The sequence below is a fragment of the Actinomadura sp. J1-007 genome, assembly GCF_009793335.1.
GTDB classification, from domain to species: domain Bacteria; phylum Actinomycetota; class Actinomycetes; order Streptosporangiales; family Streptosporangiaceae; genus Spirillospora; species Spirillospora yumaensis.
This window is the reverse complement of record NZ_WING01000001.1, coordinates 5980275-5994792: the sequence shown is the minus strand read 5'-3', so window position 1 is coordinate 5994792 and position 14518 is coordinate 5980275. Positions and strand designations below refer to the sequence as shown.

Annotated in this window: 12 protein-coding genes; 8 read left to right on the top strand and 4 right to left on the bottom strand. The window is 74.6% G+C overall.

Going from position 1 to position 14518, the window contains the following annotated elements; all coding sequences use genetic code 11:
• Positions 1-197 precede the first annotated feature (197 nt).
• A complete protein-coding gene (locus GEV43_RS27260) occupies positions 198-1454 on the top strand; it encodes a hypothetical protein (protein WP_175250145.1) in 1257 nt (418 codons plus the stop codon).
• 99 nt (positions 1455-1553) lie between these two features.
• Here GEV43_RS27260 and GEV43_RS27255 read toward each other — a convergent pair whose 3' ends face one another.
• On the bottom strand, positions 1554-4112 hold the full coding sequence (locus GEV43_RS27255) for a Tex family protein (protein ID WP_375539057.1): 2559 nt from the start codon (positions 4110-4112) through the stop codon (positions 1554-1556).
• Between the two features lie 323 nt (positions 4113-4435).
• Here GEV43_RS27255 and GEV43_RS27250 point away from each other — a divergent pair, with 323 nt between their 5' ends.
• Positions 4436-5773, top strand: a complete 1338-nt coding sequence (locus GEV43_RS27250; protein WP_160823143.1) for a sensor domain-containing protein — start codon at positions 4436-4438, stop codon at positions 5771-5773.
• Complete coding sequence (locus GEV43_RS27245; RefSeq protein WP_160823142.1) at positions 5725-6369, top strand: response regulator transcription factor; 645 nt, start codon at positions 5725-5727, stop codon at positions 6367-6369. Before GEV43_RS27250 ends, GEV43_RS27245 begins: the two co-directional genes overlap by 49 nt.
• 147 nt (positions 6370-6516) lie before the next feature.
• Here the strand turns inward: GEV43_RS27245 and GEV43_RS27240 are convergent, their stop codons facing one another.
• A complete protein-coding gene (locus tag GEV43_RS27240) occupies positions 6517-6933 on the bottom strand; it encodes a cupin domain-containing protein (protein ID WP_160823141.1) in 417 nt (138 codons plus the stop codon).
• An 83-nt stretch (positions 6934-7016) separates the two neighbouring features.
• On the opposite strand from GEV43_RS27240, the gene GEV43_RS27235 reads away from it, so the two are divergent.
• Complete coding sequence (locus tag GEV43_RS27235) at positions 7017-7499, top strand: MarR family winged helix-turn-helix transcriptional regulator (protein ID WP_160823140.1); 483 nt, start codon at positions 7017-7019, stop codon at positions 7497-7499.
• A gap of 172 nt (positions 7500-7671) precedes the next feature.
• Complete coding sequence (locus GEV43_RS51155) at positions 7672-9531, top strand: glycosyl hydrolase family 18 protein (protein ID WP_175250144.1); 1860 nt, start codon at positions 7672-7674, stop codon at positions 9529-9531.
• A 163-nt stretch (positions 9532-9694) separates the two neighbouring features.
• Here the strand turns inward: GEV43_RS51155 and GEV43_RS27225 are convergent, their stop codons facing one another.
• Complete coding sequence (locus GEV43_RS27225; RefSeq protein WP_160823139.1) at positions 9695-10519, bottom strand: SDR family NAD(P)-dependent oxidoreductase; 825 nt, start codon at positions 10517-10519, stop codon at positions 9695-9697.
• Positions 10520-10608: 89 nt separating this feature from the next.
• Here GEV43_RS27225 and GEV43_RS27220 point away from each other — a divergent pair, with 89 nt between their 5' ends.
• Genes GEV43_RS27220 through GEV43_RS27215 form a run of 3 tightly spaced genes read left to right on the top strand, consistent with a single transcriptional unit; the run spans position 10609 to position 11926 of the window.
• Positions 10609-11214, top strand: a complete 606-nt coding sequence (locus tag GEV43_RS27220; RefSeq protein WP_160823138.1) for a TetR family transcriptional regulator — start codon at positions 10609-10611, stop codon at positions 11212-11214.
• Positions 11215-11225: 11 nt separating this feature from the next.
• Positions 11226-11357 (top strand): hypothetical protein, encoded by a 132-nt coding sequence (locus GEV43_RS54045; RefSeq protein WP_302931021.1) that lies wholly within the window; start codon positions 11226-11228, stop codon positions 11355-11357.
• Positions 11354-11926, top strand: a complete 573-nt coding sequence (locus tag GEV43_RS27215; protein ID WP_206681507.1) for an HAD family hydrolase — start codon at positions 11354-11356, stop codon at positions 11924-11926. Before GEV43_RS54045 ends, GEV43_RS27215 begins: the two co-directional genes overlap by 4 nt.
• Before the next feature lie 6 nt (positions 11927-11932).
• Here the strand turns inward: GEV43_RS27215 and GEV43_RS55195 are convergent, their stop codons facing one another.
• Positions 11933-14287, bottom strand: a complete 2355-nt coding sequence (locus tag GEV43_RS55195) for a tetratricopeptide repeat protein (RefSeq protein WP_160823137.1) — start codon at positions 14285-14287, stop codon at positions 11933-11935.
• Between the last annotated feature and the right edge of the window lie 231 nt (positions 14288-14518).

The window sequence follows — 14518 nt, the reverse complement described above, 5'->3', positions numbered from 1 at the left end:
GCGCCAAGTCTATGGGGTACGGGCGGGGTCCGCGGACATCAGGCGCCCGGATTCCGCCCCGAACTTCCGGATCATGATCGTTCCGGCGGCCCCGGCCACGGCTCGGGCGGATGTGACCCAGGCGACAACCGAATCGATATCACCAATCCGTCGCGAGGGTGTGACATTGAGCACCCGCGCCCCCATAATCGTGCGGGATGAACGGGATAGTTGCGGCCTTTGGGGCAACGGGCCTGTACTACGTCGGCTTCGCCATCTTCAAGCTGGCGGCCGACCGGATGGCCCCCCTGCGCGGAAACCGGATCCCGCACATGGCGTGGGCGATCCTGACCGACTGGGTCTTCCTCGCGGGCCTCGTCCTCGTCCTCGGCGGGCTCGGCCTCCAGATCGTCGCGCTCGGCCACCTCGCGCTCGGCGTCGCGGTGCCGATCTTCATGTCCGGCACGATCCCGCTGCTGCTGATCGCGATGGCGTTCTTCGGCGACCGGCTGACCGCCCGCGAGTGGCTCAGCGTGCTGCTGATCGGCGGCGCGATCCTGCTGCTGACCGCGTCGGTCGGCGACCCGCCGCCGATCAAGTCGGTGGACGTGCCGGTCTGGAAGCTGGCGGTGGTCGTCGCCCCGGCGGTCGTGGTCCCCCTGATGATCATGGCGCTCGGCGACCGCCGCCCCGACGGGCGGCACGCGCGCGCCGTCACCGGCATCGCCTACGGGCTGAGCTCGGGCTTCCCGGTCGGCACCGCCGAGCTGGCGATCAAGGGCTGGAGCGACTCGGGCGGGATGACCTCGGACATCCTGTCCACGCCGTACCCGTACGTGACGGTGCTGACGGCCGGGCTCGGCTTCGGGATCATGGTCGCGGCGTTCCAGCGGTGCCGGGTGTCGATCGTCGCGACCGTGATGACGGTGAGCGCCAAGTCGTACCTGCTGCTCGGCGGGACGTTCCTCTACGGGGAGCCGTGGCCGCAGGAGACCTCGCTCGGCGCGATGCGCGTCGGGGCGCTGCTGCTGGGCGCCGTCGCGGTCCTCCAGTTCCCCCGCCACCGGCCCGTTCTGGACGGCGGCGAGCCGCCGGTCGAAGAGGTGCCGCCCGCGCAGGACCCGTTCGGCGGTCCCGCGCTCGGCGGCGGGCGGCTGGGCGGCGGATCGCTGCTGGGCAGCCAGAGCCTCGGCGGGCAGGGCTTCGGCGGGCAGGGCTTCGGCGGCGCCGGGCTCGGGATGCCGGGGCCCATGCTGGGCGCGCCCGTTCCGGACCCGGACATGCCGCAGGCCCCTCCCCCGGCGCCGCCGCGCAGCCCGTACGCACACGATCCGCAGGGGCAGGGGCCGTACGGTCGAGGGCCGCAGCCAGGCGGGCCGTACGGTCCGGAGCAGGAGCCGCCCGGACGTTCCGAATCGGGGAGTTTCGAGTCCGACGGGCCCGAGTTCGGCTACGGCCGACGCCCTCCGGGCTGAGAAACGCAAACGCACATTGCGAAAGCGCGTGCCCCTCCGGTTTTCATCGGCCGGAGGGGCACGCGCTTTCTCTACCTAGGCTTGGGGGCCGTTTCCGCGTCAGCGGCCCTTGCGTCGCCTGTCGTCCTGCGCGGGCAGGCCCTTGTCGAGACCCGCGCGGCGGAGGGCGTCGGCCATCGCGCCGCCTCCCCCGCCACCGCCGCCACCGCCGCCCTGGCGGTCCGGCCGGTTCTGGCGCTGCTGGCCGCCGCCCTGGCCGCGACCGCCCTGGCCGCCGCCGCCCTTCTCTGGGTTCGGGCCGCGACCGCCCCGGCCACGGCCTGCGCCGCCTTGACCGCCCTGACCCGCCTGGTTGCCCTGGCCGCCGCGCGCCTGGCCGCCGCCGCGGCCCTGGCGTTGCGGGCGTTCGCGGTTGTCGCCGCCGGGCTCGTCGTCGAGGCGCAGCGTCAGCGAGATCCGCTTGCGCTGGAGGTCGACCTCCAGGACCTTCACGCGGACGATGTCGCCGGGCTTGGCGACGTCCCGCGGGTCGGAGACGAACTTGTCGGACATCGCGGAGATGTGGACGAGCCCGTCCTGGTGCACGCCGACGTCCACGAACGCCCCGAACGCGGCGACGTTCGTGACGACGCCCTCCAGGATCATGCCCGGCTGGAGGTCGGACAGCTTGTCCACGCCCTCCTTGAACGTCGCGGTCCTGAACGCGGGGCGCGGGTCGCGGCCGGGCTTCTCCAGCTCGGCGAGGATGTCGGTGACGGTCGGCAGGCCGAACGAGCCGTCCACGAACTCCTGCGGCTTCAGCGACCGGAGCACGGCGGTGTTGCCGATCAGGCCCTTGATGTCGTCGCCAGCCGAGGCGAGGATGCGGTGCACCACCGGGTACGCCTCGGGGTGCACGCTGGAGGCGTCGAGCGGGTCGTCGCCGCCGGGGATGCGCAGGAAGCCCGCGCACTGCTCGAACGCCTTCGGGCCGAGCCGCGGCACCTCCTTGAGCCCGCTCCGGCTGCGGAACGGGCCGTTCGCGTCGCGGTGGGCGACGATGTTCTCCGCGAGGCCCTCGCCGATCCCGGAGACGCGGGTGAGCAGGGGCGCGGACGCGGTGTTGACGTCGACGCCGACGGCGTTCACCGCGTCCTCGACCACGGCGTCCAGGGAGCGCGACAGCTTCAGCTCGGAGATGTCGTGCTGGTACTGGCCGACCCCGATCGACTTCGGGTCGATCTTGACCAGCTCGGCGAGCGGGTCCTGGAGGCGGCGCGCGATGGAGACGGCGCCGCGCAGCGAGACGTCCATGCCGGGCAGCTCGCGGCCGGCGTACTCCGACGCCGAGTACACCGACGCGCCCGCCTCCGACACCATGATCTTGGTGAGGCCGAGGTCGGGGTGGCGGGCGATGAGGTCGGCGGCGAGCTTGTCGGTCTCGCGGGACGCGGTGCCGTTGCCGATCGAGACCAGGTCGACCCCGTGCTCGCGGGCGAGCCGGGCGAGCGTCTCGACCGACTCGTCCCAGCGGCGCCGCGGCTCGTGCGGGTAGATCGTGTCGGTGGCGACGACCTTGCCGGTCGCGTCCACGACGGCGACCTTGACGCCGGTGCGCAGGCCCGGGTCCAGGCCCATCGTCGCGCGGGTCCCGGCGGGCGCGGCGAGCAGCAGGTCGCGGAGGTTGGCGGCGAACACCCGCACCGCCTCGTCCTCGGCCTCCTGCCGCAGCCGGGTGCGCATGTCGATGCCGAGGTGGACGAGGATGCGCGTGCGCCAGGCCCACCGCACCGCGTCGCCGAGCCACTTGTCGGCCGGACGGCCCCGGTCGGCGATCCCGAACCGGCGGGCGATCTCGATCTCGTACGACGTGCGCGCGGCCGGGTCGTCCGCCTGCGCCTCCTCCGGCTCCAGGTCGAGGTCGAGGACCTCCTCCTTCTCGCCGCGGAACAGCGCGAGGACGCGGTGCGAGGGCAGCCGGGTGAACGGCTCGGCGAACTCGAAGTAGTCGGAGAACTTCGCGCCCTGCTCCTGCTTGCCGTCGCGGACCCGCGAGACCACGCGGCCCCGCTCCCACATCCGCTCGCGCAGGGTGCCGATGAGGTCGGCGTCCTCGGCGAAGCGTTCGACCAGGATGGCGCGGGCGCCCTCCAGCGCGGCGGTCGCGTCGGCCACTCCCTTGCCGGCGTCGACGTAGGGCGCGGCGGACGCCTGCGGGTCGTTGGACGGGTCGTTCAGCAGCAGCTCGGCGAGCGGCTCCAGGCCGGCCTCGCGGGCGATCTGCGCCTTGGTGCGCCGCTTCGGCTTGTACGGGAGGTAGATGTCCTCCAGCCGGGCCTTGGAGTCGGCGGCCGTGATCCGGGCGCGCAGCTCGTCGGTCAGCTTGCCCTGGGACTCGATCGACTCCAGGATCGCGGCGCGCCGCTCGTCGAGCTCGCGCAGGTAGCGCAGGCGCTCCTCCAGCGCGCGGAGCTGCGCGTCGTCGAGCGTGCCCGTCGCCTCCTTGCGGTAGCGGGCGATGAACGGGACGGTGGCGCCGCCGTCGAGCAGGTCGACGGCGACCCGCACCTGGCCCTCGCGGACGCCGAGCTCCTCGGCGATGCGCTGGGTGATGGGCGCGGGCGCCCGCGCGGGGCCGCCGTCGGGGCCGGGCGCGGTCTGGCTGGTGGTCGCTGTCACGGTCTGGATTCGCTTTCTCCCCTGGGTATCGCCTGGCATTGTGCAGGCATCCGGGCCTGTTGTCGCGTCACCGCCCCATTGTGCTCGTCGGCGCGACCCGCCGGTCCGGACGGCCGGGCCCCTTCCGGGACGGACGGGACGGCTGCTCCGGCCGGCGAGAGCGCGGGACACTGGCCCCAGGCCCCTGGTGCGGGGTGGGCCTAGCTCCCCTGTCCGCTCCCGCGAAAGAGGGCTTAGCCCCACTGAGTTCCGGCGCGGGAACGTTCGACAATAGGGACCGACCGGCCCGGGACCCACCGCGCCGCAGCAGCAGACCTGGAGGAATGGTGGACGACCGCGAGATCGCCACACGCGACGGCTCCGGCCGCGGGGGCTTCGCCGACCGCCTCGGCGAGATCGGGCGGCGGGGACTCCTGAGCCTCGTGCGGGGGCTCATCCAGGCGGTGCTGGCGCTCGGGGTGACGCTGCCCTTGACGATCGTGACGGCGCTGTCGATCGCGTTCATCCCGCTCGGCGTCGGGATCGTCCTTGCCCCCGTCTTCCTGACCGCGCTGCGCGGGGTGGCCAACCAGCAGCGGATCTGGGCCGAAGAGTGGTTCGGGGTGCGGATCCCGGTCCCCTACCGCGCGCGCCCGGAGAAGATGGGGCCGTTCCGCCGGCTCGGGTGGCTGGTGTCGGACCCGGCGACGTGGCGGGACCTGCTGTGGTGCCTGCTGAACGTCCCGCTCGGGTTCGGGCTCGGGCTGGCCGCCGTCGTCGTCCTCGTGTACGGGCTGGAGGGCGTGTTCGTCGCGCCGTGGCTGGCGGGCGTCACCGACTACGGCTGGGGCCCGTTCTGGATGATCGGCGACTACGGCGTGTTCGGGATCGTCGGGACGGTCGTGCTGGCCGCCGCGCTCACCGTGGTGTCGGTGCCGATCGCGTCGGGCCTGCTGCGCGGGCACGCGCTGTTCAGCCAGTCGCTGCTGGCGCCCACCCGCACGGCCCTCACCGAACGCGTCGAGCACCTCGCCGAGACCCGTTCGGACGCGGTGGACGTGTCGGCCGCCGAGCTGCGCCGCATCGAACGCGACCTGCACGACGGCGCGCAGGCCCGGCTGGTCGCGCTCAGCATGAACATCGGCCTCGCCGAGGAGATGATGAAGCACGACCCGGAGACGGCGCAGAAGCTGCTGGCGGAGGCCCGTTCGGCGAGCGGCGAGGCGCTGACGGAGCTGCGCGGCCTGGTCCGCGGGATCCACCCGCCCGTCCTCGCCGAACGCGGCCTGGACGGCGCGGTGCAGGCCCTCGCCCTGTCCCTGCCGCTCCCGATCGACGTGCGGACCGACATTCCCGGCCGCCTCCAGGCTCCGGTCGAGTCGGCGGCGTACTTCGCCGTGGCGGAGATCCTCGCGAACGTGGTCAAGCACAGCCAGGCGCAGCGGGCCTGGATCCAGGCCGAGCACGCGGGCGGACGGCTCCAGGTCATCGTCGGGGACGACGGGATCGGGGGCGCCGACCCGGCGAACGGCAGCGGGATGCGCGGCATCGAGCGCAGGCTCGCCGCGTTCGATGGGACGATGGCCGTGACGAGTCCACAGGGTGGACCGACCGTCGTGACCATGGAGCTGCCGTGCGCGTTGTCATCGCCGAAGACCTTGCCCTCCTCCGGGACGGCCTGATCCGCCTGTTGCAGGCGTTCGAGTTCGAGGTCGTCGAGGCGGTCGACAACGGCCCGTCCCTGGTACGGGCCCTGGCCTCGCACCGTCCGGACGTGGCGGTGGTCGACGTGCGGCTGCCGCCGACGTTCACCGACGAGGGACTGAAGGCCGCGCTGGAGGCCCGCAAGGAGAACCCGGGCCTGCCCGTCCTCGTGCTGTCCCAGCACGTCGAGCAGCTCTACGCGCGCGAGCTGCTGTCGGACAGCTCGGGCGGGATCGGCTACCTGCTGAAGGACCGCGTGTCGGACGTGGGCCAGTTCGTCGAGGCCGTGCGCCGCGTCGCCGGGGGCGGCACGGCCCTCGACCCCGACGTCGTCGCGCAGCTCCTGACCCGCCACTCCCGCGAGGAGCCGCTCCAGGCGCTCACCGCGCGCGAGCGCGAGGTGCTCGGGCTGATGGCGGAGGGCCGCTCGAACGCCGCGATCGCCGCCGCGCTCTTCGTCACCGAGAAGGCGATCAGCAAGCACACCAACAACATCTTCGGCAAGCTCGGCCTCCCGCCGTCCGAGGACGACAACCGCAGGGTCCTGGCGGTGCTGGCCTACCTGGGCGGCTGACCCACCGCGCCCGCCGCCCACTCGCCGCGCCCGCCGCACCCGCCGCCCGCTCGCCGCGCCCGCCGCACCCGCCGCACCCGCCGCCCGCTCGCCGCGCCCGCCGCCCCGCCCGCCGGGTCGGGGCGAGCGGGGCCTGGGCTTCCCGGGTCAGCGGGCCCAGAGGGGGACGAGGCGTTCGGTCGCTTTCGGGGCCAGCTCGCAGGCGTCCGGGTCGGACACGCCGCCCGGGTTGTACGCCTCGGTGCCCGCCGGGGCCGAGACGACCGCGACGAAGCCCTTCTCCGGGTCGGCGGTGACCTGGCGCGGCGCGTCCGCCGGGAAGACGACGGTGTCGCCGGGCGCGACGGTGAGCGCGGCGCCGTCCAGCTCGACGGTCGCGCCGCCCTCCAGGCAGGTCCACACCTGCTCGGTGTCGAACGCGTGCGGCGGCCCCTGCCGCCCGGCGGCCATGTCGACGCGCCAGAGCGCCGTGCCGGCGCCGCCCTGGGTGGGCGAGGCGAGGGTGGTCATCACGCCGTTCGGGGTCTCGGTGCGGCGGCTGTCGGCGTTCTTGATCAGGGTCATGGTTCCCTCGTTCCGGTTAGGATGGGACGGAGATGGACAACGAGGTTGTCCATCTCCCCATATAGTCAACGAGGTTGTCTTTCATGTCAAACGAACCGCCCGACGGGACGCCGGGCTTCGAGCTGCCGCTGCGCCTGTTCCTGGCGTTCCGCGTGGTCATCGACGAGGTGCACGAGGAGCTGGCCCGGCAGGGCCACCCCGACCTGCGCCCGATGCACGGGTTCGTGTTCCAGGCGATCGGCCCGCACGGGACGACGGCCGTGGACCTCGGGCGGACGCTCGGGATCTCCAAGCAGGCGGCCGGCAAGACGGTCGACTCGCTGGAGCGGCTCGGCTACGTCGAGCGCGGGCGCGACCCGCGCGACGCCCGGCGCAAGATCGTCCGGCTGACCGGGCGCGGCGCCGACTCGCTGCGCCGCTCGGAGCTGATCTTCGAGCGGGTCCGCGCGCGGTGGATGGAGACGCTCGGCGCCGACCGGGTGCGGGCGATGGAGGACGACCTGCGCCGCGTCACCCCGTCCGACCTGTGGCGGCTCGACGCGCCCGGCTGGTTCGGAACCGGCTGACCGTACGTCCCCAGCGAGCCGCCCAGACCAGCCGCGGGCCCCGCAACCGGCCCGTCCGAGCCCCTTGCGGGGCACTGTGGCCCCGGTTACCATCACCCCAATTCTTAGGAAAGTTTCCTAAGAAAAGGCCGAGATTCCTGTTGGTTCGGGGGCGGGCTGAACGGAGAATCCATTGTCCAGACCGGGCGGACGGCGAGCCATCGCGCTCGCCGGCGCCGCGTCCCTCGCGGTGGCCGGTACGCTCCTCAACGCTCCACCGGCGCCCGCGGCGCCGAGCAACGCGCCGAGCGCGGCGAAGGCCGCGGCGGTGACCGCCTCCTGCTCCAAGACCTCCGACTGGGGCAGCGGGTTCGAGGGCAAGTGCACGATCAAGAACGACACGTCGGCCGGGGTCTCGGGATGGAAGGTCGAGTTCGACCTGCCGTCCGGGACGTCCGTCGGGTCGGTGTGGGACGCGACCAAGGGCGGCACCCCGCCCCACTACACCTTCACCAACGTCGGCTGGAACGGCTCGCTCGGCGCGGGCGCCTCGGTCAGCTTCGGGTTCGGCGGCACCGGGCCCGGCTGGATCACCGGCTGCAAGGTGAACGGCGGCGCGTGCGACGGCTCGGGCGGTCCCGGCGACGACGCCGAGGCCCCGACCGCGCCCGGCGGGCTCCGCTCCACCGGCAAGACGTCGAACAGCGTCTCGCTCGCGTGGACCGCCGCGACCGACAACGTCGGCGTCACCGGGTACGACGTGTACCAGGGCGACACCAAGGCCGAGAGCGTCACGGGCACCAGCGCGACCGTCACGGGCCTCACCCCGAAGACGGCCTACAGCTTCACCGTCAAGGCGCGCGACGCGGCGGGGAACACCTCCCCGGCGTCCGGCGCCGTCAGCGTGACCACCGACGAGGGCGGCGACACCGGCCCCGGCGGCGACAAGGTCATCGGCTACTTCGCCGAGTGGGGCGTCTACCAGCGCGGCTACCACGTCAAGAACATCGACACGAGCGGGTCGGCGGCCAAGCTGACCCACATCAACTACGCGTTCGGCAACGTCCAGAACGGCCGCTGCACGATCGGCGACTCCTACGCCGACTACGAGAAGGCGTACGGCGCGGGCGAGAGCGTGGACGGCGTCGCCGACACCTGGGACCAGCCCCTGCGCGGCAGCTTCAACCAGCTCCGCAAGCTGAAGAAGAAGCACCCGAACCTGAAGGTCCTGTGGTCGTTCGGCGGCTGGACCTGGTCGGGCGGCTTCGGCCAGGCCGCGGCCAACCCCGCGGCGTTCGCCGACTCGTGCCTCAAGCTGGTCGAGGACCCGCGCTGGGCGGACGTGTTCGACGGCATCGACATCGACTGGGAGTACCCGAACGCCTGCGGCCTCACCTGCGACACCAGCGGCCCGGCGGCGTTCCGCAACCTGATGTCGGCGCTGCGCTCGAAGTTCGGGTCGGGCAACCTGGTGACGGCGGCGATCTCCGCGGACGGCACCTCCGGCGGCAAGCTCGACGCCGCGGACTACGGGGGCGCGGCCCAGTACGTCGACTGGTACCTGCCGATGACCTACGACTTCTTCGGCGCGTGGGACGCGCAGGGCCCGACCGCCCCGCACTCGCCGCTGACCTCGTACCCGGACATCCCGATCCCGGGCTTCTACTCCGACAACACCATCCAGAAGCTGAAGTCGAAGAACATCCCGGCGAACAAGCTGCTGCTCGGCATCGGGTTCTACGGGCGCGGCTGGACGGGCGTCACGCAGGCCGGGCCCGGCGGCACGGCCACCGGTCCGGCGCCCGGCACGTACGAGCAGGGCATCGAGGACTACAAGGTCCTCAAGGGCCGCTGCCCGCCGACCGGCACCGTCGCCGGCACCTCGTACGCCAAGTGCGGCAGCCAGTGGTGGAGCTACGACACCCCGGCCACCATCGGCGGGAAGATGGGCTACGCGAAGGGCCAGGGCCTCGGCGGCTCGTTCTTCTGGGAGCTCAGCGGCGACACCCCCAACGGCGAGCTGATCACCGCGATGCGGTCCGGCCTCGGATGATCCCGATGCCGACCTAGGACCGGCACGGGCGGGCCGCCGGCCTCCTGCGGTCCCGCCGTGCCTCTCGGGGCCCCTGACCCGACCCCACTCCCATCGGTCAGGGGCCCCCTTCCCTTTCCCGCGACACCCCGCGCCACCCCGCGCCCCGCGCCCCGCGCCGTCCTCAGACCAGGGCGGCGCCTCCGTCGACGGTGAGGATCTGGCCGGTCATGTAGGTGTCGGCCATCAGGAACAGCGCGGCGGACGCGGCCTCCTCGGGCGTTCCGAACCGGCCGAGCGGGAGCCCGGCGCCCGCCGCGGCCATGGCGGCGTCGCCGTCCGGACCCGCCGGGACGCCCATCACGTTCCGCGCCAGGGGCGTGTCGAAGACGCCGAACCGGACCGCGTTCACGCGCAGCCGCCGCGGCGCCAGCTCGACCGCGAGCGCGCGGGCGACGGCCTCGACCGCGCCGATGCCCGCGATGGAGCCGGACAGGCCCGGGACCGGGCGCGTGACGTACGTGCCGGAGGCGAACGTGATCGAGCCGCCGGCGGGCAGCCGCGGGGCGGCGGCCCGCGCCGCCGCGAACGCCCCCCACACCCGCGCGTCGAGCGCGGCGCTCGCGGCGTCCCGCGTGATCTCGCCGAACGGCCCGGCCCCGTTGATCCCGCCCGCCGTGACGAGCACGTGGTCGACGGTCCCGGCCCGGTCGAACGCCTCGTTCAGCGCGTCCTCGTCGGCGCCGTCCGCGACGGCGCCCAGCACCGCGTCCTCGGGTCCGTCCGCGCGGACCCGGGCGACGGCGTCGGCGAGCCGTCCGGGGTCGCGGCCGATCAGGACGGGGCGGGCTCCGAGCGAGCGCAGCAGCCCGCCCGCGGCGAGCCCGATGCCGGAGCTGCCGCCGATCACCGCGACGGTCGTCCCGGCGAGGCCGGACGGCAGCGCGGAGCGGACGGGGGCAGGGGCGGTCTCGGCGGTGGCGGCGGGCCCGGTGGTCATGGCGGTCATCGGTGGCTCCTCGAAATAAACCATCTGTTTGTTTTAGAGATCCTGGCCGGGCCCGGCGAGAAAGTCAAACGGATGGTTTAATTGGCTCCATGAGCTACGACGCGGAGGCGACCCGGCGGCGGATCTTCGACGCCGCCACCGCCGAGTTCGCCGCGCACGGGCTCGCGGGGGCGCGCGTCGAGCGCATCGCGACCGCCGCGCGGGCCAACAAGCAGGCGATCTACCTCTACTTCGGCGGCAAGGACAAGCTGTTCGGCGCGGTCGTGCGCGCCAAGCTGGAGGAGATCTGCCACTCGGTCGAGCTCGGCCCGGCGACGCTCGCCGAGTCGGCCGGGATGATCTTCGACTGGTACCGGGAGCATCCGGAGCTCGTCCGGCTGCTGCTCTGGGAGGCGCTCGAACTCGGCGGCGGCGCGCTGCCCGGCGAGCAGGAGCGGCGCCTCGCCTACGAGCAGAACGTCCGCGACATGCTCGCCTACGGCCACGGCGACGGCCTGCCCGAGGCCGAACGCGCCCGCGACGCCCAGGACTGGCTGTTCACCGTCCTCGGCCTCATCGCGTGGAACTTCGCCGTGCCGCAGATGCGCCGCCTCATCCTGGCGGAGCCCGACGAGGAGGCCGCGCTCGCCCGCCGCCGCGCCATCGTCGTCGACACCGTGCGCGCCCTGGCCGAACGCCGGGCCGGCGCGCGCTGAGGCCCGCCCCCGTGAACGTCGCCGCGGTCCTGTTCGACCTGGACGGGACGCTGCTCGACCACGACGGCGCCGCCGCCACCGCCGTCGTCGCCTCGTTCCCGACGCCGATCCCGCGTTCGTCGCGCGGCGCTGGGCCGAGCTGACCGAGGAGGCCGTCGACCGCTACCTGGCGGGCGAGCTGACCTTCACCGAGCAGCGCCGCGCCAGGATCACCGCCCTGGCCCGCGAGCTCGGCCTCGGCGCCTGGGACGACGCGCGCGCCGACGCGTGGCTGGCCGGGTTCCTCCGCCGGTACGAGGCGGCGTGGCGGGCGTACCCGGACGCCCGTCCCGCCGTCGCCGCGCTCGCCCGGCGCGGCCTGCGCCTCGGCGTGATCACCAACGGGGACGCCGTGCAGCAGCGCGCAAAGCTCAAGGCGATCGGCCTGGACGCCCGCCTGCCCTACGTGCTGACCTCCAGCGAGGCGGGCGTCGCCAAGCCCGCGGCCGAGATCTTCCTCGCGGCCTGCGCCGCGCTGCGCCTCCGCCCCGCCGAGACCGCCTACGTCGGCGACCGCCTCGCCACGGACGCGCGCGCCGCGGTCGACGCGGGCCTGCGCGGCGTCTGGCTCGACCGGGACGCCTCCGGCCCGGACGTACGGGACGAGGCGGGCGTCGTCCGGATCACCGGGCTGGACGCGGTGGTGGGGCTCGTCGGACGGGCGGACGGCTGAGACCGTTCAGGCCACGGGTTCGGAGGCGTGCGCGAGGACGCGGCGGGCGCGGCTCTCCCCGGCCGTGTTGCCGAGGCGGCGGTAGAGCTCCAGGGCCTCGCGGGCGGGTTCGCGCGCCTGCTCGCGGCGTCCGGCGTCCAGGAGCACCTCGGCGAGGGTGCGCCGGGCGCGGGCCTGCCACCAGCGGTCGCCCAGCTCGTCGAACGCCTCGACGGCCTGCCCGAGGGCCTCGGCGGCCTCGGCGTGGCGGCCGAGGCGGCCGAGCGCGCGGCCCTCGGAGATCCGGGTGCGCGCGACGCCCCAGGTGTCGCCGAGCCCTTCGAGCATCCGCTCGGCGTGCCGGACGAACGTCAGCTCCCGCAGCCCGTTGCGCGGATCGCCGACCTCCCCCGCGGCGCGCAGGCAGCGCGCCTCCTCCCACTGCTCGTCGCGCAGCCGGAACGTCTCGGCCGCGCGTTCCAGCACGGGCGCGGCGAGGCTGTACTTGGTCTCGGCCTCCGCGTGCGCGCCGGACGCGCGCAGGCTGCGGGCCTCGGCGGCGAGGACCTCCCCGAGCGCGCGCAGCGTCTGCGCCTCCGAGTAGCGGTTGCCGTTGCGCTGGAAGACCTCCAGGCCCTCTTCGAGCAGCTCGCGCGCCTCGGCGTAGCGGCGCTGGGCGAGGCGCACCTCGGCGAGGTTGCGCTGCGTGCGGGCCCGCCACCAGCCGTCGCCCTCCCGCCCGAACGCCTCGATGGCCTCGATCAGGTAGCGCTGGCCCTCGTCGATGTTGCCCTCGTCCCGCAGGCTCATCCCGACCGCGCGCAGCGCCCGCGCCCGCCACCACGTCTCGCGGAGCCCGGTGAACAGGTCGAGGGCGGCGTACGCGTCGCCGCGCGCCCGCTCGACGTTGCCCTGGCCGCCCTCGACGGAGGCGCGTTCGAGCAGCGCGATGCCGAGCGAGCGGCCGTCGCCCAGCCGCTCGGCGGCGGTGTGGGTGAGGCCCGCGACGGTCCGCCACTCGGGCCAGAAGACGCGCAGCGAGTGGAACAGCGAGCACGCCGCCCGGCCGAGCCGCCACACCAGCCCCCACATCCCGTGCCCGGCCGCCTGGCCGAGGAGCGCGAGGAGGGCGAGCCGCTCGCTGCTGAGCCACTCGGTCGCGGTGTACCCGGGCTCGGGGGCGCCCGCGCGGGCGCCGGTCCGCCGCTGCCAGTCCTGCGGCCAGCGGGCGGCGGCGACCGGCTCCGCGCGCTCGCGGTAGCCGTCCAGGACGCGTTCGATGGCGGCGCGGCGCTCGGCGCCGGTGTCCTCGCGCTCGGACCGCTCGCGGGCGTAGAGGCGGACGAGGTCGTGCAGGCGGTACCGCATCCGGCCGGTCGCGTCGGTACCCGAGCACTCGGCGAGCTGCGCGTCCACGAGGGCTTCGAGCTGGTCGTCGCCCTCCAGGTCCGACACGCCGAGCAGCGCGCCCGCCACCCACGCCTGCGCGTCCGGGACGTCCAGCAGCCCGAACGTGCGCAGCAGCCGCCGCTGCGTCTGGCTGCAGTCGGCGTAGCTGAGGGCGAGGCTCGCCCGGACGCTCTTGTCGATGTCCCGGGCGACCTCCAGCTCGTCCAGCCGCCTGCGGCGCTGGTCCTGGAGGCGTCCGGCCAGCTCCCGCGCCGTCCACGACTCGCGCGCGGCGAGCCGTCCGCCGCAGATGCTGATGGCGAGCGGCAGCCGTCCGCACAGCTCGACGATCCGGGCCGCCGACTCGGGGTCCGAACGGATCCGCTCCTCCCCGGCGAGGCGGGCGAGCAGCTCCACGCCGTGCCGTTCGGTGAACTCGGGCAGCCGCCGGTCGAAGGTGTTGCGCAGGTACAGCGGCCGCCGGGACGTCACGAGCACCGCGCAGCCGCCGACGGGCGGCAGCAGCGCCCGCACCTGGTCGGCGTCGCGCGCGTTGTCGAGCAGGACGAGCAGCCGGCGGCCCCGCGCGTGCGTCCACCACAGCTTCTGGAGCTCGGGCAGCCCGCCGGGGTCGGTGGTGAGCCGGACGCCGAGGACCAGCAGGAACCCGATCAGCACCTCCTCGGGCCGGACCCGGGTCTCGCCCTCGCCGCGCAGGTCGAAGTAGAGCTGGCCGTCCGGGTAGCCCTCGGCGATCTCGTGCGCGAACCGCGCCGCGAGCGCCGACTTGCCGACCCCGGCGGGCCCGTGCACCGACACCACCAGCGGCGAGGCGGGCGAGCCCGCGCCCGCCTCGGACGCGACCGCGCGGCGCAGCTCGGCGAGCGAGGCGTCCCGGCCGGTGAAGTGCGCGATGACGGGCGGGAGCTGCGCGGGGCGGCGGGCGCGGCGGCGGGCTCGGGCTCCGCGTCGTTCCCCTGCTGCGCGCCCCACGCCGCGACGCCCGCGAGCAGCGCCACGACCGCGACGATCCCGAGCTTGGCGGGCGCGGCGACGTCCACCGCGTCCAGCGAGGTCGTCACCGCCGTGATGACGCCGGTGAGCCCTCCGACGATCCACGGCGCGGCGAGCCTCGCCCGGCGCCCGCGCGCGTCCGCCCCCGCGGCGCCGGGCCCCCGGGCGGCGTCCGCCGGACCGCGCCGCGCCACCTGGCCGCCGCCGCCC

Coding starts and splice junctions, on each gene's coding strand:
- GEV43_RS27260 (WP_175250145.1), top strand. CDS start 198: ATGAACGGGATAGTTGCGGCCTTTGGGGCAACGGGCCTGTACTACGTC.
- GEV43_RS27250 (WP_160823143.1), top strand. CDS start 4,436: ATGGTGGACGACCGCGAGATCGCCACACGCGACGGCTCCGGCCGCGGG.
- GEV43_RS27240 (WP_160823141.1), bottom strand. CDS start 6,933: ATGACCCTGATCAAGAACGCCGACAGCCGCCGCACCGAGACCCCGAAC.
- GEV43_RS27235 (WP_160823140.1), top strand. CDS start 7,017: ATGTCAAACGAACCGCCCGACGGGACGCCGGGCTTCGAGCTGCCGCTG.
- GEV43_RS27225 (WP_160823139.1), bottom strand. CDS start 10,519: ATGACCGCCATGACCACCGGGCCCGCCGCCACCGCCGAGACCGCCCCT.
- GEV43_RS27220 (WP_160823138.1), top strand. CDS start 10,609: ATGAGCTACGACGCGGAGGCGACCCGGCGGCGGATCTTCGACGCCGCC.